Below are 18479 nucleotides of genomic sequence, written 5' to 3'. Positions count from 1 at the left end.
TGCGTCGCACGCACGGGAGGCGTCCGTCCGGGCAGCCGTCCGTGACGGCCGCGCATTCAGGCGCCCAGCAAATACATGACGTCGCGCGGCGACGGCACCAGGTGCTGTCCGCCGTCGACCACCAGCGTCGTGCCGGTCACCGCCGGCGCGTCGGCCAGATACAGCGCGGCTGCCACCAGATCCGCCGGCCGCGACGCATGGCCGAGCGGCGTCACCCGGTGCGCGGCGGCAAACCCGTCCGGCGTCTGGGCGCCGGATTGCAGCGTGAGCCCGGGCGCGAGACCGACGACGCGCACCTTCGGCGCAAGCGCCTGGGCGAGCGCGACCGTCGCGTTCTGCAGCGCGGCCTTCGTCAGCGTGTACGACAGATAATCCGGGTTCATGTTGTACAGCTTCTGGTCCAGCACGTTGATCACCACGGTGCGCAGCGCTTCGTCGCTGCGCGCGGCCTCCGGCGTCGCCTCGTACAGGCAGCGCGCGAGCACAAGCGGCGCGCCGAGGTTGATCGCGGTCTGCTTCAGCAGACGCTCGTAGCCGATGTCCTGCGCGGTGTCTTCCTCGAAGCTCGACGCATTGTTGACGATGCACGCCGGCACGCCGAGCGCCGCCGCGCAGTCCGGCACGAGCCGCGCGACCTCGGCCTCCGACGCCAGATCCGCCCGGAGCGCGACCGCGCGGCGGCCGAGCGCCACGATCTGGTCCACCACGTACTGCGCATCGGCCTCCGAGCGCCCGTAATGGACGGCCACATCCCAGCCGCGCGCGGCAAAGCCGAGCGCCAGCGCCCGGCCGATCCGCCGCGCGGCGCCGGTGATCAGCGCGACCCGCGGCGGGCCGGCCGGGACCGGATGGGCAGGGGAAGCGGAAGATTCGGACGAAGCGGTCATTTACAATACGCGGATGAATCCGAAAGCTCACGAACCCGCTAGTTTACCCGCTCCCGGCCCGGACGCGCTCGCGCAGTCCGACGCGCTCGCCGCGCACCTGCGCGCGCGGCTCGACGCGGCCGGCGGATGGCTGCCGTTCGCGCGCTACATGGAAGACGCGCTGTACACGCCCGGACTCGGCTACTACAGCGGCGGCTCGGTCAAATTCGGCCGCCGTCCGGAGGACGGCAGCGACTTCGTCACCGCGCCCGAGCTTTCGCCGCTGTTCGCGGCCACGCTGGCCCGGCCGGTCGCGCAGGCGCTCGCGGCGAGCGGCACGCGCGCGCTGCTCGAATTCGGCGCGGGCACCGGAAAACTCGCCGCAGGCCTGCTTGAGGCGCTCGACGCGCTCGGCGCCGCGTTCGACACCTATTCGATCGTCGAGTTGTCCGGCGAGTTGCGCGCGCGCCAGCGCGAGACAATCGAAGCGCGCGTGCCCGCGCTCGCCGCCAGGGTCCGCTGGCTCGACACGCTGCCCGAACGCTTCGAAGGCGTCGCGATCGGCAACGAGGTGCTCGACGCGATGCCGGTGCGCCTGTTCGCGCGGCGCGACGGCGCCTGGCGGGAGCGTGGCGTCGCCCACGGCGCCGACGGCTTCGGCTTCGCCGAGCGGCCGCTCGACTCGGCGGCGGACGCCGCGCTGCTCGCGAGCCTCGACGTCGATGACGTCGATGACGCCGACGACGGCTACGTCACCGAAACGCACGAGGCCGCGCGCGCATTCACGCGCACGGTCTGCACGATGCTCGCGCGCGGCGCGGCGCTGTTCATCGACTACGGCTTTCCGCGCGCCGAGTACTACCATCCGCAGCGCACGCAAGGCACGCTGATCTGCCACTACCGGCATCGTGCGCACGGCGACCCGTTTCTCTACCCCGGCCTGCAGGACATCACCGCGCACGTCGAATTCACCGGCATCGCGGAAGCCGGGGTCGAGACCGGGGCGGATCTGCTCGGCTACACGTCGCAGGCGCGGTTTCTGCTGAACGCGGGCATCACCGACGTGCTCGCGCAACTCGACCCGGCCGACACGGCTTCGTTCCTGCCGGCCGCGAGCGCGGTGCAAAAGCTGCTGTCGGAGGCCGAGATGGGCGAGCTTTTCAAGGTGATCGCATTCTCGCGCGGCATCGACGAGACGCTCGACGCGTTTGCGGCCGGCGACCGCTCGCATACGCTATGAGCGCCGCCGCACTGCCCCGCCGCGCCGCCCACGCACAGCCGCGATCGATGCGGGAGGCGCGATGATCCGCTGGCTGCTGACCACTTTCATCGCGGTGGCGGTGCTGTCGTCGGCGTGGCCGTGGCTGCACAAGATCGGGATCGGCCGGCTGCCCGGCGACGTCACGCTGCGCCTGTTCGGCAAGACCTGGCCGTTCCCGTTCATGTCGACGCTGGTGCTGTCGCTGCTGTTGTCGCTGATCGCGCGGCTGCTCTAGCGGCAAGCCGCCCCGCCGGCGCGCCGCTCAGGCTTCGCCGAGCGCGCGGGCCACCGCGCGGATGCGCTCCCGCTGCACCGCATCCTTGATCTGCGCAGGCCGGTCGCCGAACGCGCGCGCCACCGCGCCCGCATCGACCGCGCGCGCCGCGACGAGCGCCGCGCGCAGCCGCTCGGCCTGCGGATACAGGCGCGATTCGAAACCGAGCCGGCCACGCGCGTCGGACTCGCACGCCTGCAACGCCTCCGCGAAGCGCGCGGGTTTGCGCAGCGCGTCGCTGCGCTCGAACAGACGCACGAGCCCCGCCGGGCCGGTATCCATCACGCGATGGATATTGCCGTGCTCGCGCGCGACCAGCAGCGCCAGATCGCGGCAGTCGTTCGGCACGCGCAGGCGCTCGCACAGCGGCTTGAGCAGATCGACGCTGCGCCCCTCGTGGCCGAGGTGGCGCGGCAGCACGTCAGCCGGCGTGGCGGCCTTGCCCAGATCGTGCGTGAGCGCGGCAAAGCGCACCGTGAGCGCGTAGTGCCGCGCGGCGGCGTGATCGACGACCATCATCACGTGCACGCCGGTGTCGACTTCCGGATGGTAATCGGCCCGCTGCGGCACGCCGAACAGCGCGTCGACCTCCGGCAGCACGCGCGCGAGCGCGCCGCAGTCGCGCAGCACCGCGAACATCCGCGACGGACGCGCTTCCATCAGTCCGCGCGACACCTCCTGCCAGACGCGCTCGGGGACCAGCGCATCGACCTCGCCAGCCTCGACCATCCGGCGCATCAGCGCCATCGTGTCGGGCGCCACGGTGAAATCCGCGAAGCGCGCCGCAAAACGCGCGACGCGCAGAATCCGCACCGGATCCTCGACGAATGCGTCGCCGACGTGCCGGAACACGCGCGCGCGCAGATCGGCTGCGCCGCCGAACGGGTCGATCACCGGGCCGTCCAGCGTGCCGTCGGGCCGCACCGCGCGCGCCATTGCGTTGATCGTCAGGTCGCGGCGCGCGAGGTCTTCCTCGAGCGTGACATCGGGCGCATAAAAGAACTGGAAGCCGTGGTAACCCGCCGCGGTCTTGCGCTCGGTGCGCGCGAGCGCGTACTCCTCGTGCGTGTCGGGATGCAGAAACACCGGAAAATCCCGGCCCACCGGCCGGTAACCCTGCGACACCATCTGCTCCGGCGTCGCGCCGACCACCACGTAATCGCGGTCCTGCACCGGCACGCCGAGCAGTTCGTCGCGAATCGCGCCGCCTACGGCATAGATATTCATGCGTTCTCGTAGTACGCGATCGTATGCGTCTCGCGCAGCGCGTCCTCGACCCACGCCTGCACGGCTGGCGCCTGCGACACGCGCGCGGCATACGCGGCTGCCTCGTCCGACAGCGCCGGTTGCCACGTCCTGAAGCGCATGACGACCGGCGCATACATCGCGTCCGCCACACAGAACTCGCCGAACAGGAAGGGGCCGCCCGAAGCCGCGAGACAGTCGCGCCACAGCGCGTCGATGCGCGCGATGTCCGCCAGCGCGCCGGGTGTCGCGCCCTTGCCGGGGAACGACGCGCGGATGTTCATCCACATCGCCGAGCGCAGTTCGCCGAAGCCCGCGTGCATCTCGGCGCTGACCGAACGCGCGCGGGCGCGCGCCGCCGCGTCGCGCGGCCACAGCGGCAGGTGCGCGAAACGCTCGGCGAGCGTTTCGGCGATCGCGAGCGAATCCCAGACCGCCAATCCGTCGTCGAGCACGAGACAGGGCACTTTGCCCGCCGGCGAATGCGCGAGCATCGTGGCTTTGGAATCGGGCTCGTTCATCAGGATCTTCACTTCCTCGAACGGGATGCCGAAATGCGTCATCAGCACCCAGGGCCGCATCGACCACGACGAATAGTTCTTGTCACCGATCACCAGTTTCATGCTTGAGCCGTTTATTTAGTGTGATTGAAGGAATACCGCCCTGCTCAGCGCCCGGCGCTCGCGCGAAACGCGTTCAGGCGCGAGCGCAGCGACGCGCCGGTCAGATAGACGGGCGCGATCGACTCGATGCTCGCGGGCTCCACGCCCAGTTCCGGCGCGAGCGGGCCGCTCATCACGTTTGGCACGCTCATTGAGTCGAGGTTGTCGCGCGAAATCAGCGTTTCGCCCGGTGCGAGTTCGAAGCTGAGTGCCTGGAGGCGGGCCAGCGCGTCCGGCAGCCGGATAATGCGCGCGTGACGGCCGATCACGTCGCCGCAGTAGCGCACGAGCTGTTCGAGCGTGTAGACGGTCGGGCCGCCGAGTTCATACGTGCGCCCGCAGGCGGCATCGAGATCGAGCGTGTTGAGGATCGCTTTCGTCACGTCGCCGACGTAGACCGGCTGAAACTGCGCGTCGGGCTTCGCGAGCGGGATGACCGGAAACACGCGCTGCAGGAACGCGAACTGATTGAGGAAGCGGTCTTCCGGCCCGAATACGACCGACGGCCGGAAGATCGTGGTCGCCAGCGTACCGGCCCGCGCGGCTTTCTCGCCGTCGCCCTTCGAGCGCAGATACATGCTGGGGCCATCCGGGTCGGCGCCGAGCGCGCTCATGTGAATCAGCCGGTGCACGCCCTTGCCTTCGCAGGCGGCCACGATGCGGCCCGGCAACTCGACGTGCATCTTCGCGAACCCCGGGCCATACGGCTTGCCGCGCGCGTCGTGCAGCACGCCGACGAGGTTGATCACCGCATCGGCATTCTCGACGAAGCGCGCGAGCTGCAGCGGATCGAACACGTCGGCTTCGATCACGTCGATCGGCAGCATCGTCAGATGGCTTGCGTTGTTGCGGCGGCGGGTCGCGACGCGCACCGTTTTGCCCTGCTCGACGAGCGCGTTGACGAGATGGCTGCCGATGAACCCGGAACCGCCGATGATCGCAATGGCTTGATGTCGCATGTTCGACTCCCTCGTGAGCGCCGCGGCGACGGCCGGAGGAAGACGCCGCCGCGCGGCCCGCGGCGGCGCGAAGCCTAGGGCGCGATATAGCCGAGACGCGCCTTCAGCGATTGCGGACGGCCTTCGAACAGCGCCGCGTAGTAGACCGTGTTCGACAGCACATTCTTCACGTAGTCGCGGGTCTCGTTGAAGGGGATCGTCTCGGCGAAGATCGCCCCTTCGACCGGACGCGGCAACGCTTCGCGCCACGCCCGCGAGCGGCCTGGACCGGCGTTGTAGCCGGCGGTCGCGAGTACGGCGGACCCGTCGAACTGATTGTAAATCATCGAAAGGTAGCTGGTTCCGAGCAGGATGTTCGTGTTCAGGTCGTTCATCTGCTCGCGCGAAACCGGCCCGAGCCCGATCTTGCGCGCGACCAGTTGCGCGGTGCCCGGCATCAGTTGCATCAGCCCGCTCGCGCCGACCTCCGAACGCGCGTTCATGATGAAGCGCGACTCCTGGCGAATCAGCCCGTACGCCCATTCGACGTCCAGCCCGCTCGCCTGCGCATCGCGCTCGACGATGTCGCGAAACGGCGCGAGATAGCGCAGCGTGAAATCGTGCTCGGTCTGCGTGCGGTCCGCGGTGTTGACCGTGCGGTCATACAGCTGGATGCGGCGCGCGTACTCGGCCGCCGCCAGCAGCTGCCGGTCTGTCATCTTGCGCAGCGGCCAGTTCCATTCGCGGTTGCCTTCGAGCCGCATGTTCAGGTCGTAGAAATGCTGCGCGAGCGCGAAGCCCGGCGTGTGCGACGCCTGCTCGATCTCCGCGTCCGTGACGAGGGTGCGCGGCGGCACGGTGATCTTGCGGCCCAGTTCTTCGAGCGCAAGCTGCCCGTAAAAGTCGTAGTTCTGCGCGATCTGCGCGAATTCCTGGTCGGCCTGCGCGATGTCGCCCGCCTGCTTCAGCGCGCGCGCGTGCCAGTAGATCCACGTGGGCTTGCTGCGCAGCGCGGCCGGCATCTGGTCGATCGACCAGCGCACCATCGTCCAGTCGCCGGCGAGCAGCGCACTGCGCGTGCGCCATTCGTAATCCGGGTCGGACAGCAGCGGCGCGTTCGCGGTAAGCCGGTACCAGTCGACCGCGGACGGCATCTGCTTGAGCGCGGCTTGGTACGCGATCGTGGCCCAGCCGATTGCGCGCTCCGGCGTGCTGAGCGACGGCGCGAGCGACGTGAAGGTGGCGGCCGCCATGGCGGGGTCGTTGCGCGCCATCCGCGTGATCGCGAGCAGCGCAAGCTGATGCGACTGCGGATCGGCGCTGACGCCGTTGGCGAGCAGCAGCGGCGGCGCATCGGTCGCCTGCCCGAACAGCGTGGGGTCGGGGCGCTGGTTGCCGAGGGCGTCGAGCATCCGGCTGCCGGTGTTCGGATAGTTCTGCTCGTAGGCGAGGCGGATCTGCTGCCACACGTCGGCGGCGCTGAACTGCTGGTTGATCGCGAGCGCGGTGACCAGATCGACGCAGCCGTCGCCGTACCAGCGCGGATTGACGAGCAGCGCGCGCGCCGCGTCCGCGACGTTTTCGCCGCGCGCGGCGCGCGATTCGAGCGCATAGCACTTCACCTGGGTGTCGTCGTTCAGCACGAAGCGCGCGTACTGCGCGTCGAAGTCGCTCCAGTCGTGGCGTGCGCCGAGCACCAGCAGGTAGTCGTTGCGCAGCCGGTCGGCGATCGCCTGGCCGTCGTACTTCTGCAGGAACGCGAGCACCGGCGCGTCGGGCGCGTCGACGCGCGCGTGGCCGCCCGAGTCGAACAACTGCGGCTTGAGCGCGAAGTACTCGACATAGCCGGGCGCCGGATAGTCCGGGATCATCGCCGCGAGTTGCGCGGCGCGCGCCGCGTCGTTGTCGCGCGCCGCATCGCGCAGCTGCAGGAAGGTCTGGTCGTCACTGGACATCTGCGCGGGGGGAGCGAGCCGGACGGCGGAAGCGGTGGTGCAGGCGACGAGCGAGGCGGCCGCAAGCACGAGACCGACCGCGCGATATACTCGGAAGAGGCGTTTTGACATCGTTGTTTCTGGAGCGCGAATTGAGCCCAAGCATAGCACGCAACCCCGTCCCGAAATCGAAAAGCGCGCTCCGTGCAATGCTCCTCGAAGCCCGTCTGCAAGCGGCTCGCGAGCCTTCGCTCGCGCCCTCGATCAGCCGCCGCATGCTCACCGTGCTGAGTCGGTACGAGCCGTCGTGCGTGGGCTTTTACTGGCCGCTCGCCGGCGAGTTCGACGCGCGCGCCGCGATCGCGCTGTGGCTCGCGCCCGGCGCGGATCGCTCGGCCGCGCTGCCGGTCGTCGCGGCGCGCGGCGAAGCGCTGCGCTTTCACGCGTGGGCGCCGGACACGCCGATGCGCACCGGCCATCACCGGATCCCCGAACCGGACGGCACGCCGTCCGTCGTGCCGGACCTGCTGTTCGTGCCCTGCGTGGGGTTCGACGACGCGGGCTACCGGCTCGGCTACGGCGGGGGCTACTACGATCGCACGCTCGCCGCGTGGCCCGCGCCGCGCAAGCCGGTGACGATCGGCATCGCGTTCGAGGCCTGCCGCGTCGCGGGGCTCGCGCACGAAGCGCACGACATTCCGCTCGACCTGATCCTCACCGAAGCGGGCAGCTATCCGCGCCCCGCGCAGGCCTGAGGCCGCCGGCGCGCTAGAGCGACGCCGCGGCGCGCGCCGCGGTGTCGTACAGGCCCGATGCGTTGCGGATCAGCTGCGCCGCCTCGCCGATCTGCTGGTTCGTCAGGCCGCTTTCCTTTAGCGTCGCGATCAGGCAGCTTTCGCGCACGTCCCGGTACTTCATGCAAAGCGCGCGGCCGGCCTCGGTCGCCGAGAAGAACACTTCCTTGCCGGTCTTTTCGCTTTTTACATACCCTCTAGCTACGAGCTTCTTCAACGCGTAGGTCGCGATGTGCGTGTCCTCGATGTTCAGCACGAAGCAGATGTCGGCCAGCTTCTTGCGGCGCTCCCGATGGCTCACGTGATGCAGCAGCGACACCTCGATGGCGGTCATGTCCTTGGCGCCGGCCGCCGACATGCAGCGCACCATCCAGCGGTTGAATGCGTTGCCGGCCATGATCAGCGCGTACTCGAACTCGGAGAGTTCGGCGCTCGACTCGGAGACGAGGTGTTCGGAGGAAACGATTTTGGTCGGCTGGCGCGACATCGGGTGACTCTCTCGCTGGACGGATTGAACCTGGCCGCAGTGTACGACGGCCCGCGCGCTTCGGGCGCCCTGGCGAAAACGCTTATTCATAAATTGTCGATATTTTATTGATAATATAGTCTCACACTCATGGAGCATGTCCGCCATGCCGACAACAAGCTTGAGAATCTGCCGGCGAACGTGCCTGAGCGCGTGCTGTTCCGTCCCGTTTCGCCACGCAGCGCGCCGGCTTCGCCCGCGCGCTCCTGTGAACCCTCGATGAAGTCCGATGAAGCCACCGCGAATTTTTCCGCTCGGCGATAGCGCAGTCGTATGCGAAACCCCGCCGCCCGCCACCCTCGAATGCCAGCGGCGCGTCTGGACCGTCGCCGGCGAGGCGCGCGGCTGGCCGCACGTCGTCGACGTGGTGCCCGGCATGAACAACCTGACGATCGTGTTCGACCCGCTCGCCGGGGACGGCGAGGCGCTCGCGCACGCGCTGCGCGACGCGTGGGAAGCCGCCGCGCAGCACACCGCGCAGAGCCGCGAAATCGACGTGCCGGTGCAGTACGGCGGCGAGTTCGGTCCCGATCTCGAAGAGGTCGCGCGCCACACCGGACTGACGGCGCGCGAGGTGGTCGCACGCCATTCGGGCGGTGAATACGTGGTGTTCTTCATCGGCTTCCAGCCCGGCTTCGCCTATATGGGCGGGCTCGCCGCGGCGCTGCACACGCCGCGCCGCGCCGCGCCGCGGCTCGAAGTGCCGGCCGGCTCGGTCGGCATCGGCGGCGAGCAGACCGGCATCTATCCGGCCGCCGCGCCGGGCGGCTGGCAACTGATCGGGCGCACCGACGTGCCGCTGTTCGATCCCGCGAACACGCCGCCCACGCTGCTGCAGCCGGGCGACCGGGTGCGCTTCACCGTCGCGGGGATCCACGCATGATCGACGTCATTCGCGCGGGTCTGCTCACCACGGTGCAGGATCTCGGCCGGCAAGGCTACCGGCATCTCGGCGTCGCGCGCGGCGGCGCGCTCGACCGGCTGGCGCTGCAGGTCGGCAACCGGCTGGTCGGCAATGCGCCGGAGGCCGCCGGCCTCGAAATCACCTTCGGACCGGTCGTGCTGCGCTTTGCGCGCGCCACGCGCGTCGCGATCAGCGGCGCCGAGTTCGGCGCGACGCTCGACGGCAAGCCGGTGCACGCGTGGTGGAGCCTGCCGGTCAAGGCCGGCCAGACGCTGACGCTGCAGGCGGCGAAGCGCGACATGCGCGGCTACGTCGCGATCGCCGGCGGCATCGACGTGCTGCCGATGCTCGGATCGCGCAGCACGGATCTGGCGGGCCGCTTCGGCGGACTCGGCGGCCGCGCGCTGCGCGACGGCGACCGGCTGCCGCTCGGCGCGCCGGCGCCGCGCGCCGCGAGCGGCGTGAGCCTCGATGCGCCGGAGTTCGGCGTGAAAGCGCCTGGCTGGTGCAAGTTCGGGCTCGCGCACGAAGCGCCGCGGCGCGGACGCCATCCGTCGGGGCTCGCCTGGGCCATGCCGATCCGCGTCCTGCCAGGCCCCGAGTACGACAGCTTCGGCGCCGACGCCCAGCGGGCGTTCTGGGCCGACGAATGGCTCGTCACGCCGAACAGCAACCGGATGGGCTACCGCCTCGCCGGCACCGAACTGAAGCGCCCCCGCAAGGCCGATCTGCTGTCGCACGCGGTGATACCCGGCACGATCCAGGTTCCGCCGAACGGCCAGCCGATCGTGCTCCTGAGCGACGCGCAGACGACCGGCGGCTATCCGAAGATCGGCGCGGTCATCGAAGCGGACCTGTGGAAGCTCGCGCAGGTGCGGCTCAACACGGCCATCCGCTTCATCCCGGCGACGCCGCAGGACGCGCGGCGCGCGCTGCTCGACGAGCGCGCATATCTGCGCCAGATCGACGCCGCGATCGCCATGCACGAGGAACGCTGCGCGCGCGAAGCGGCGCGCGCGGCGTCGTAACACCGCTAGAGGACATCATGGAAATCGATCTGAATGCCGATCTCGGCGAAGGCTGTGGCTCCGACGAAGCACTGCTCGACCTGGTGAGCTCGGCCAACATCGCGTGCGGCTGGCACGCGGGCGGCGCGAACGCGATGCGCGAATGCGTGCGCTGGGCCGTGAAAAAGGGCGTCTCGATCGGCGCGCACCCGAGCTTCAACGACCCCGAAAATTTCGGCCGCAAGGAAATGGACCTGCCCGCCAGCGAGATTTACGCGGGCGTGCTGTACCAGCTCGGCGCGCTGTCGGCGATCGCGCAGGCCGAAGGCGGCCGGGTCGCGCACGTGAAGCCGCACGGCGCGCTGTACAACCAGGCGGCGCGCGATCCGAAGATCGCCGATGCGATCACCGCCGCGGTACACGACTTCGATCCGTCGCTCGCGGTGTTCGCGCTCGCCGGCAGCGGGCTCGTCAACGCAGCGCGCGAAGCGGGGCTCGTCGCGGTCGAGGAGGTCTTCGCGGACCGCGGCTATCGCGCCGACGGCTCGCTCGTGCCGCGCAAGGAGCCCGGCGCGCTGCTCGACGACGAAGACGAAGTGCTCGCGCGCACCCTCGCGATGGTGCGCGATCAGCGCGTGCGCTCGGTCGACGGGCACTGGGTGCCGCTCAGCGCGCAAACCATCTGCCTGCACGGCGACGGCCCGCATGCGCTCGCGTTCGCGCGCCGCATTCGCGCGGCGCTCGTCGATGCCGGCGTCGAAGTGCACGCCGCCAGCGCGGCGCGCGCGTGAGAGGCTGGCGGCACGGGCGTCGCGGCAACGCGCCGCCGCGCACGCGCCGCGTGCGGCACGCGCGGTGCGCGGCTTCGCCGCGGTGAGCGCACACGCGGTGCCGGCCGTCGTCATGCGTCATCCGCTGCGCTGTCCGCAGCGGCAGTCACACCCGCCGTTTTTGCAGCATGCAGTTGCAGTGCCCCACGCGGCCGCCAAGAGCCGCGCAAGCGAAAAGCGCGGCGCGTACATGGACGGCATGTACCGCCGCGCGGGAGCGCCGCCATCCCGGCGCGGTTAGCCAACTAGACTGGAGATCCTTCCCATGCAGACAGCAGTCAACTTATGGCCATTGATCGGCGTCGCCGTCATCGTGGCCGGCTTCGTGCTGCGCTTTAACCCGATGCTAATTGTCGCCGCCGCGGCGATCATCACGCCGCTCGCCGCGCATTTCCCGCTCGACCGGATGCTCCAGGTGATCGGCAGCGGCTTCGTGAAGACCCGCAACATTCCGCTGATCATCCTGCTGCCGCTCGCGGTGATCGGCCTGCTCGAACGGCACGGCCTGCGCGAGCGCGCGCAGACGTGGATCGCCAGCATCCGCGCGGCGACCGCCGGGCGTCTGATGATCGTCTACCTGCTGGTGCGCGAGCTGACCGCCTCGGTCGGGCTGACCGGTCTCGGCGGCCACCCGCAGATGGTGCGTCCGCTGATCGCACCGATGGCCGAGGGCGCGGCCGAAACCCGCTACGGCAAGCTCACCGACGCCGTGCGCTACCGGCTGCGCGCCTTCGCCGCGTCGGCCGACAACGTCGGGCTGTTCTTCGGCGAAGACATCTTCGTCGCATTCGGCGCGATCGTGCTGATGACCACCTTCCTGCGCGAAGCGGGTATCAACGTGCAGCCGATGCACGTCGCGGTCTGGGGCATTCCCACCGCAATCTGCGCGTTCGTGATCCACGGCACGCGCCTCTATCTGCTCGACCGCAAGCTCGACCGCGAACTGCTCGGCAAGGGCGCCGCGAGCGAGCGCTCCACCGACGCACCGGTGTCCGCCCGCCGCGAAGGAGACCAGGCATGACGCTCACAATCGATTATCTGTTCTGGCTGCTCGGCATCGTGCTGCTGGTCGTCGGCGGCATGATCCTCGCCGACAGGGAGCACCCGCGCCGCTTTGCGGCCGGCGGCTTCTGGATCATCTATGCGGTGATCTTTCTCGTCGGCGACCGGCTGCCGTCCGACGTGGTCGGCGTGCTCGTGATCGCCATGGCGCTGATCGCCGGGTTCGGCGGCGTGACGGCCGGCAAGGAGAAAACGCTGTCGCTCGAAGCCCGCCAGGCGAGCGCGCGGCGGCTCGGCAACAAGCTGTTCGTGCCTGCGCTGACCATTCCGGTCGTCACCGTGGTGATCACGCTGGCGGCGAGCCATCTGGTATTCGGCGGCGTGCCGCTGTTCGAGCTGAAGAACGTCACGCTGATCGGCTTCGGCATCGGCTGCGTGATCGCACTCGCGCTCGCCTGCTGGATGACGCGCGACTCGGTCGGCCAGTCGATGAAGGAAACGCGCCGTCTCGTCGATGCGCTCTCCTGGGCCGCCGTGCTGCCGCAGATGCTCGGCATGCTCGGCCTCGTGTTCTCCGATGCGGGCGTCGGCAAGGCGGTGGCGCACGTGACGACCGCGTATATCGACCTCGATTACCGCTTCGTCGCGGTCGCGGTCTACTGCATCGGCATGGCGCTCTTCACGATGGTGATGGGCAACGGCTTCGCCGCGTTTCCGGTGATGACGGGCGGCGTCGGCGTGCCGATCCTCGTCGGCGTATTCCACGGCAATCCGGCCGTGATGGTCGCAATCGGGATGTTTTCGGGCTACTGCGGCACGCTGATGACGCCGATGGCCGCGAACTTCAACATGGTGCCCGCCGCGCTGCTCGAACTGCCGGACAAGAACGCGGTGATCAAGGTTCAGGTGCCGACCGGCCTGATGCTGCTCGCGGTGAACATCGTGCTGCTGAACGCGCTGATGTTCCGCTAGCGCCGCGGCCGTCTCACCCCGGCACGACCACGAAGCCGTGCTGCCGCAACAGCTGCAGCACGCCCTTCGGGCCGCCGAGGTGCAGCGCGCCGATTGCGACGAACAGGGGCCGGTTCGGCGCGGCAATCGCGATCATCCGCGCGACGAAGCGGCGGTTACGCTCGTAGAGGATCTTGTTGTCGATCGACTCCGATACGCGCCGGTTGCGTTCGAGCTTCTCCGATCTGGCTGCCTGCCAGGCGGCGATCGCATCGGCGTCGCCTACCTCCCACAGGTGCAGCAGCGTGTGGATGTCCGCCACATTCTGCGCGGGCGTCTGCACGAGATCCTGCGCGAGCATTTCGCGCTGCTGCGCGAGCGACAGGCTCGTGAACGCGCGCATCTGCTCGGCGAGCGTCTCCAGCCCGACGATCTTGCCGCGCGTGCGCAAATAGACGTTCTGCAACTGCGCCTCGGTGCCGTATTCGGTCTGCAGGCCGGCGCTCAGCGCGTCGTAGGTTTCGACCAGCAGCGACGCGAGCCACGGCCGCATCCGCTTGATTTCGTCGAGCGCGGCCGGGTTGCCGCGCATGCGCATTTTGAGCTTGTGCCACAGCGCCGGCGGCAGCAGGTGCGGCAGGCACTCGTAGCGGCACACGCCGTATTTCGTCACGTCGTCCTGCGAGACGAGCAGATCGTCCGGCGACAGTTCGAGCGCGAGCGTCGGCGACGCTGCGAGCGCCGCCAGAATCGGCGGCCGGAACGGCTGGTTGGGCGGATAGTCGGCCGGGTCGCCGATATGCAGCGTACCGAGGACATAGATCGTCGTGGTGCCGCGCGTCGCGACATAGAACGGCATATGGGCCGGCTGCGTGCGCACCGGCCCGCCGGTCACCGTCGCGGAGTAATCCGGGGGCGTATGGAAGCCGGGCAGCGTGCCGGCGGGCTGGTCCTGCGGCACCGGCAACGCGGGCGCGTGCACCGCCGGCCGGAGCGCCACGCGCGCGGCGGCGCCGGCGGCATGAGCCGCCCCCGCCAGCCACAGCATGGCCGCGACGAGTCCGGCAAGCACCGCGACCCACCGCCACCCCGCCGCTCCCGGCTGCGCGAACGCGGCCCGAGGGCCGGCCGCGCGCAGGCGGCGCGCAGCACGACGCGCCGCCAACCCTTCAGGCATCCATGTCCCCCACCTCTTCAGCACGGTGGCACGACACCTGGCGGCCATCCACCTCGCGCGGCTGCGGCACCTGCTCGCGGCACCGCTCGACCGCATACGGACAGCGCTGATGGAACGTGCAGCCCGACGGCGGATTGAGCGGCGACGGCATTTCGCCCTGCAGCCTGATCTTCATCTGGCGGTCGGCCTCGAAGATCGACGGCGTCGCGGACATCAGCGCCCGCGTGTACGGATGCCGCGGCTTGGCGAAGATGCGCCGCTTGTCGCCGAGTTCGACGACCCCGCCGAAGTACATCACCATCACGTCGTCGGCGATGTGCTGGACGACCGCGAGATTGTGCGAGATGAACACGTAGCTGGTCCTGAACGTCTCCTGCAGATCCATGAACAGATTGAGAATCTGCGCCTGGATCGACACGTCGAGCGCCGACACCGGCTCGTCGGCGACGACGATCTGCGGATCGAGGATCATGGCGCGGGCGATCGCGACCCGCTGCCGCTGGCCGCCCGAAAACATGTGCGGATAGCGTCTCGCATGTTCGGGCCGCAAGCCGACCGTGCGCATCATCTGCGCGATCCGCTCGGCGCGCTCGCTGGCGGAGAGCGCCGTGTTGATCGCGAGCGGCTCGCCGAGCGTCTGCTCGACGGTCTTGCGCGGATTGAGCGACGCGAACGGGTTCTGGAACACCATCTGCACCCGCTGACGCAGCGCCTTCACGCGCGCGTGGTCCGCGCCCGCGACGTCTTCGCCGTCGATCGCGAGCCGTCCGGCGGTGGGCGCCTCGATCATCGTCAGCTGGCGCGCGAGCGTGGACTTGCCGCAGCCGGACTCGCCGACCACCGCCAGGGTGCGGCCGCGCTCCAGCGAGAACGACACGCCGTTCAACGCTTTCACGGTGCCCTGGCCGAACAGGCCGCGCCGCACGTCGTAGTGCTTCGACAACCGCTCGGCGACGAGCACGTGCTCGCCCGCGTGCCCGGTCTCGCGCGGTGCTTCGGGTACGGCGTTCATCGTGCGCCTCCTTGCGTGTCGTGCCGCGCCTGCGCGGTCATGTGCAGCGGCCTGATGCAGCGCACCCGCGCCGCTTCGGCCTGGCCGGGCGACGGCACGAGCGCCGGACGCGCCTTCGCGCAGTCGTCCACCACGTACTTGCAGCGCGGCGCGAACAGACAGCCCTTCGGCCGGTCGTCGCGCCCGGGCACCATGCCCGGCAGCGCCGCGAGCCGCACCGCGCCCACATTGTGCTCGGGAATCGCCGCGAGCAGCGCTTCCGTGTACGGATGACGCGGCGTGGCGAAGATGGCGGGCACCGCGTTGGTCTCGATGATCTCGCCCGCGTACATCACGGCGACCCGCTGCGCGACTTCGGAGACCACGGCGAGATCGTGCGAAATCAGCACGAGCGCCATGCCGCGCTCCTTCTGCAGCGTGACGAGCAGCTCCATGATCTGCGCCTGGATCGTCACGTCGAGCGCGGTGGTCGGCTCGTCGGCAATCAGCAGCTTCGGATTGCAGGCGACGGCCATCGCGATCATCACGCGCTGGTTCATGCCGCCCGACATCTGGTGCGGAAACGACCCGATGCGGTTCTTCGCATCCGGGATGCCGACCTGGTCGAGCAGTTCGAGCGCGCGCTGGTGCAGCGCGGCGCCGCGCAATCCTTCGTGCAGTTTCAGCACCTCCTTGATCTGGTAGCCGACCGTGTAGCTCGGATTCAGGCTTGTCAGCGCGTCCTGGAACACCATGGCGATGTCCTTGCCGACGATGCCGCGCCGCGCTTTTGCGCTCGCGTTCAGCAGGTCGCGGCCGTCGAACGTGATCTCGTCGGCGCTCACCTTGCCCGGTGCGTCGATGAGGCCCATCAGCGCCATCATCGTCACGCTCTTGCCGGAGCCGGATTCGCCGACCACGCCGAGCACCTCGCCCGGCGCGACGTCGAGACTGATCCGGTCGACCGCCGGCAGGCCGCCGAAGTTCACCGACAGGTTGCGGATGGTCAATAGAGTACTCATGTCAGGCCATCCGTTTCAGTTTGGGATCGAGCGCGTCGCGCAGCCCGTCGCCGAGCAGATTGATCGCGAGCACCGAGATCAGGATCGACAGGCCGGGCATCGTCACGATCCACCACGCGCTGTCGATGTAATCGCGCGCCGCGGCGAGCATCGCGCCCCACTCGGCCGCCGGCGGCTGTACGCCGAGGCCGAGAAAGCCGAGCGCGGCGGCATCGAGAATCGCCGACGAGAAGCCGAGCGTCGCCTGCACGATCAGCGGCGCGGTGCAGTTCGGCAGCACCTGCGAGAACATCAGCCGCAGCGTGCCCGCACCGGCGACGCGCGACGCGGTCACGTACTCCTTCTGCAGTTCGCCGAGCGCCGACGCGCGCGTGAGCCGCACGTAACCGGGCAGCGCGACGATGGCGATCGCGAGCATCGTGTTGGTGAGCCCCGGCCCGATGATCGCGACCACTGCGACCGCGAGCAGCAGCGACGGCAGCGCGAGCAGCACGTCCATGATGCGCATGATCGGCGTGTCGGCCCACTTCGGGAAGAACGCGGCGACGAGCCCGAGCACGATGCCCGGAATCAGCGCGAGCACGACCGACACGAAGCCGATCCAGAACGACAGGCGCGCGCCGTACATCAGCCGCGACAGGATGTCGCGGCCGGCTTCGTCGGTGCCGAGGATGAACTTCCAGTTGCCGCCGTCGAGCCATGCAGGCGGGATTTTCACGGAGTCGCGATACTGCTCGATCGGGCTGTGCGGCGCGATCCACGGCGCGAACAGCGCGATGAAGACCAGCGCGAGCACCACCGCGCCGGCCGCGACCGCGCCGCGGTTGCGCGAGAAGTTCGCCCAGAATTCGCGCGCGGCGAGCGCCCGGCCGCCCGGCGGGGTGACGGAGCGGGGGACGGTATTTTGGATGTCGGCCACGGTGTTACCTCGTATGGCGAATGCGCGGGTTCAAGATACCGTACAACAGATCGACGATCAGGTTGACGACGATCACGAGCGTCGCGATCAGCAGGATACCGCCCTGCACGACCGGATAGTCGCGCCGGCTGATCGCATCGATCAGCCATTTGCCGACGCCGGGCCACGAAAACAGCGTCTCGGTCAGCACTGCACCGGCAAGCAGCGTGCCCACCTGCAGGCCGATCACGGTGACCACCGGAATCAGCGCGTTGCGCAGCGCGTGCACGACGATCACGCGCGACGGCCGCAGCCCCTTCGCGCGCGCGGTGCGGATGTAATCCTCGCGCAGTACTTCGAGCATCGACGAGCGCGTCATGCGCGCCACCACCGCGAGCGGAATCGTACCGAGCACGATGGCCGGCAGGATCAGGTGGCTCACCGCGGAGCGGAAGGCGCCGGCATCGCTCGACATCAGCGAGTCGATCAGCATGAAGCCGGTGACGTGCGGAATGTCGTATTCGACGGCGATGCGGCCCGAGACCGGCGTCCAGCCCAGATCGACCGAGAACACCATGATCAGGATCAGGCCCCACCAGAAGATCGGCATCGAATAGCCGGTCAGCGCGGTGCCCATCACGCCGTGATCGACGACCGTGCCGCGCCGCAGTGCGGCGAACACGCCGGCGGGCAGCCCCACCGCCAGCGCGAACAGCATCGCGCACAGCGACAGTTCGACGGTGGCGGGAAAGCGCGCGAGAAACTCGTTCATCACCGTCGTGTTGGTGATGATCGACACGCCGAGATCGCCGTGCAGCGCGCGCCACACATAGTGGATGTATTGCAGCGGCAGCGGCTCGTCGAGCCCGAGCCGGTGCATCGCCGCGGCGTGCATCGCCGGATCGACGCCGCGCTCGCCCATCATGACCTCGATGGGGTCGCCGGGAATCAGATGGATCAGCGCGAACGCGAGGATCGTGATGCCGATGAACGTCGGTATCACCATGCCTACACGGCGCAAAACGAAGCGGAACATGGTTTGTCCCCTGGGTCTGGATGAACGCAAAACACAACCGGCGACGAGGGCTCGTGACCCCGGTCGCCGGACCATTTCGACCAGTTTCCTGACCGTATGAAAGCCTGCTTCGCACGCCGCGCGGACCGCCCCGTGGCGGGCCGCGCGGTTCACGCGCGCGC

19 protein-coding genes are annotated in these 18479 nt (G+C 69.3%); 8 read left to right on the top strand and 11 right to left on the bottom strand.

Going from position 1 to position 18479, the window contains the following annotated elements:
* Window positions 1–56: 56 nt before the first annotated feature.
* Window positions 57–887, bottom strand: a complete 831-nt coding sequence (locus tag AC3AP7_RS17410; protein ID WP_475766918.1) for an SDR family oxidoreductase — start codon at window positions 885–887, stop codon at window positions 57–59.
* Window positions 888–900: 13 nt separating this feature from the next.
* Between AC3AP7_RS17410 and AC3AP7_RS17405 the strand changes: the two genes are divergently transcribed.
* Entirely contained in the window at window positions 901–2106 is a 1206-nt protein-coding gene (locus AC3AP7_RS17405) for a class I SAM-dependent methyltransferase (protein WP_475766921.1), read from the top strand.
* Window positions 2107–2167: 61 nt separating this feature from the next.
* Window positions 2168–2362: a DUF2905 domain-containing protein gene (locus AC3AP7_RS17400; protein ID WP_475766924.1), complete on the top strand. Its 195-nt coding sequence runs from the start codon at window positions 2168–2170 to the stop codon at window positions 2360–2362.
* 27 nt (window positions 2363–2389) lie between these two features.
* Here the strand turns inward: AC3AP7_RS17400 and AC3AP7_RS17395 are convergent, their stop codons facing one another.
* From AC3AP7_RS17395 to AC3AP7_RS17380, 4 genes are all read right to left on the bottom strand, one after another.
* Window positions 2390–3628 (bottom strand): multifunctional CCA addition/repair protein, encoded by a 1239-nt coding sequence (locus AC3AP7_RS17395; RefSeq protein ID WP_475766927.1) that lies wholly within the window; start codon window positions 3626–3628, stop codon window positions 2390–2392.
* On the bottom strand, window positions 3625–4269 hold the full coding sequence (locus tag AC3AP7_RS17390; RefSeq protein ID WP_475766929.1) for a glutathione S-transferase family protein: 645 nt from the start codon (window positions 4267–4269) through the stop codon (window positions 3625–3627). Before AC3AP7_RS17390 ends, AC3AP7_RS17395 begins: the two co-directional genes overlap by 4 nt.
* Window positions 4270–4313: 44 nt before the next feature.
* Complete coding sequence (locus AC3AP7_RS17385; RefSeq protein ID WP_475766932.1) at window positions 4314–5267, bottom strand: complex I NDUFA9 subunit family protein; 954 nt, start codon at window positions 5265–5267, stop codon at window positions 4314–4316.
* Window positions 5268–5341: 74 nt separating this feature from the next.
* Entirely contained in the window at window positions 5342–7312 is a 1971-nt protein-coding gene (locus AC3AP7_RS17380; protein WP_475766934.1) for a lytic transglycosylase domain-containing protein, read from the bottom strand.
* Window positions 7313–7320: 8 nt separating this feature from the next.
* On the opposite strand from AC3AP7_RS17380, the gene AC3AP7_RS17375 reads away from it, so the two are divergent.
* Window positions 7321–7935 carry a 5-formyltetrahydrofolate cyclo-ligase gene (locus AC3AP7_RS17375; RefSeq protein ID WP_475767876.1) on the top strand — a complete coding sequence of 205 codons (615 nt, stop codon included), beginning with the start codon at window positions 7321–7323 and terminating at the stop codon, window positions 7933–7935.
* 13 nt (window positions 7936–7948) lie between these two features.
* Here the strand turns inward: AC3AP7_RS17375 and AC3AP7_RS17370 are convergent, their stop codons facing one another.
* Window positions 7949–8461: a winged helix DNA-binding protein gene (locus AC3AP7_RS17370; protein ID WP_475766937.1), complete on the bottom strand. Its 513-nt coding sequence runs from the start codon at window positions 8459–8461 to the stop codon at window positions 7949–7951.
* 268 nt (window positions 8462–8729) lie between these two features.
* On the opposite strand from AC3AP7_RS17370, the gene pxpB reads away from it, so the two are divergent.
* From pxpB to AC3AP7_RS17345, 5 genes are all read left to right on the top strand, one after another.
* Window positions 8730–9383 (top strand): 5-oxoprolinase subunit PxpB, encoded by a 654-nt coding sequence (gene pxpB, locus AC3AP7_RS17365; protein ID WP_475766940.1) that lies wholly within the window; start codon window positions 8730–8732, stop codon window positions 9381–9383.
* On the top strand, window positions 9380–10432 hold the full coding sequence (locus tag AC3AP7_RS17360) for a 5-oxoprolinase subunit C family protein (RefSeq protein WP_475766943.1): 1053 nt from the start codon (window positions 9380–9382) through the stop codon (window positions 10430–10432). Before pxpB ends, AC3AP7_RS17360 begins: the two co-directional genes overlap by 4 nt.
* A gap of 17 nt (window positions 10433–10449) precedes the next feature.
* Window positions 10450–11202: a 5-oxoprolinase subunit PxpA gene (gene pxpA, locus AC3AP7_RS17355; protein WP_475766945.1), complete on the top strand. Its 753-nt coding sequence runs from the start codon at window positions 10450–10452 to the stop codon at window positions 11200–11202.
* Between the two features lie 304 nt (window positions 11203–11506).
* Window positions 11507–12262 carry a DUF969 domain-containing protein gene (locus AC3AP7_RS17350; protein ID WP_475766947.1) on the top strand — a complete coding sequence of 252 codons (756 nt, stop codon included), beginning with the start codon at window positions 11507–11509 and terminating at the stop codon, window positions 12260–12262.
* The gene (locus AC3AP7_RS17345; RefSeq protein ID WP_475766949.1) at window positions 12259–13215 is read left to right on the top strand and encodes a DUF979 domain-containing protein; all 957 of its coding nucleotides are present in this window, start codon (window positions 12259–12261) and stop codon (window positions 13213–13215) included. The genes AC3AP7_RS17350 and AC3AP7_RS17345 overlap by 4 nt, the downstream gene beginning before the upstream one ends.
* 13 nt (window positions 13216–13228) lie before the next feature.
* Here AC3AP7_RS17345 and AC3AP7_RS17340 read toward each other — a convergent pair whose 3' ends face one another.
* From AC3AP7_RS17340 to AC3AP7_RS17320, 5 genes are read right to left on the bottom strand one after another with little or no spacing between them, the layout of a single operon-like run.
* Window positions 13229–14359, bottom strand: a complete 1131-nt coding sequence (locus AC3AP7_RS17340) for a TraB/GumN family protein (protein WP_475767878.1) — start codon at window positions 14357–14359, stop codon at window positions 13229–13231.
* A 4-nt stretch (window positions 14360–14363) separates the two neighbouring features.
* The gene (locus AC3AP7_RS17335; protein ID WP_475766951.1) at window positions 14364–15383 is read right to left on the bottom strand and encodes a peptide ABC transporter ATP-binding protein; all 1020 of its coding nucleotides are present in this window, start codon (window positions 15381–15383) and stop codon (window positions 14364–14366) included.
* Window positions 15380–16384 carry an ABC transporter ATP-binding protein gene (locus AC3AP7_RS17330; protein WP_475766953.1) on the bottom strand — a complete coding sequence of 335 codons (1005 nt, stop codon included), beginning with the start codon at window positions 16382–16384 and terminating at the stop codon, window positions 15380–15382. Before AC3AP7_RS17330 ends, AC3AP7_RS17335 begins: the two co-directional genes overlap by 4 nt.
* Window position 16385: 1 nt before the next feature.
* Window positions 16386–17303 carry an ABC transporter permease subunit gene (locus tag AC3AP7_RS17325; protein ID WP_475766956.1) on the bottom strand — a complete coding sequence of 306 codons (918 nt, stop codon included), beginning with the start codon at window positions 17301–17303 and terminating at the stop codon, window positions 16386–16388.
* 4 nt (window positions 17304–17307) lie between these two features.
* A complete protein-coding gene (locus tag AC3AP7_RS17320; protein WP_475766958.1) occupies window positions 17308–18318 on the bottom strand; it encodes an ABC transporter permease subunit in 1011 nt (336 codons plus the stop codon).
* Window positions 18319–18479: the final 161 nt, after the last annotated feature.

The organism is Paraburkholderia sp. PAMB 6770 (assembly GCF_057748135.1).
Note: the sequence above shows the minus strand (reverse complement) of the source record. Positions and strands in the feature narration are given on the sequence as shown.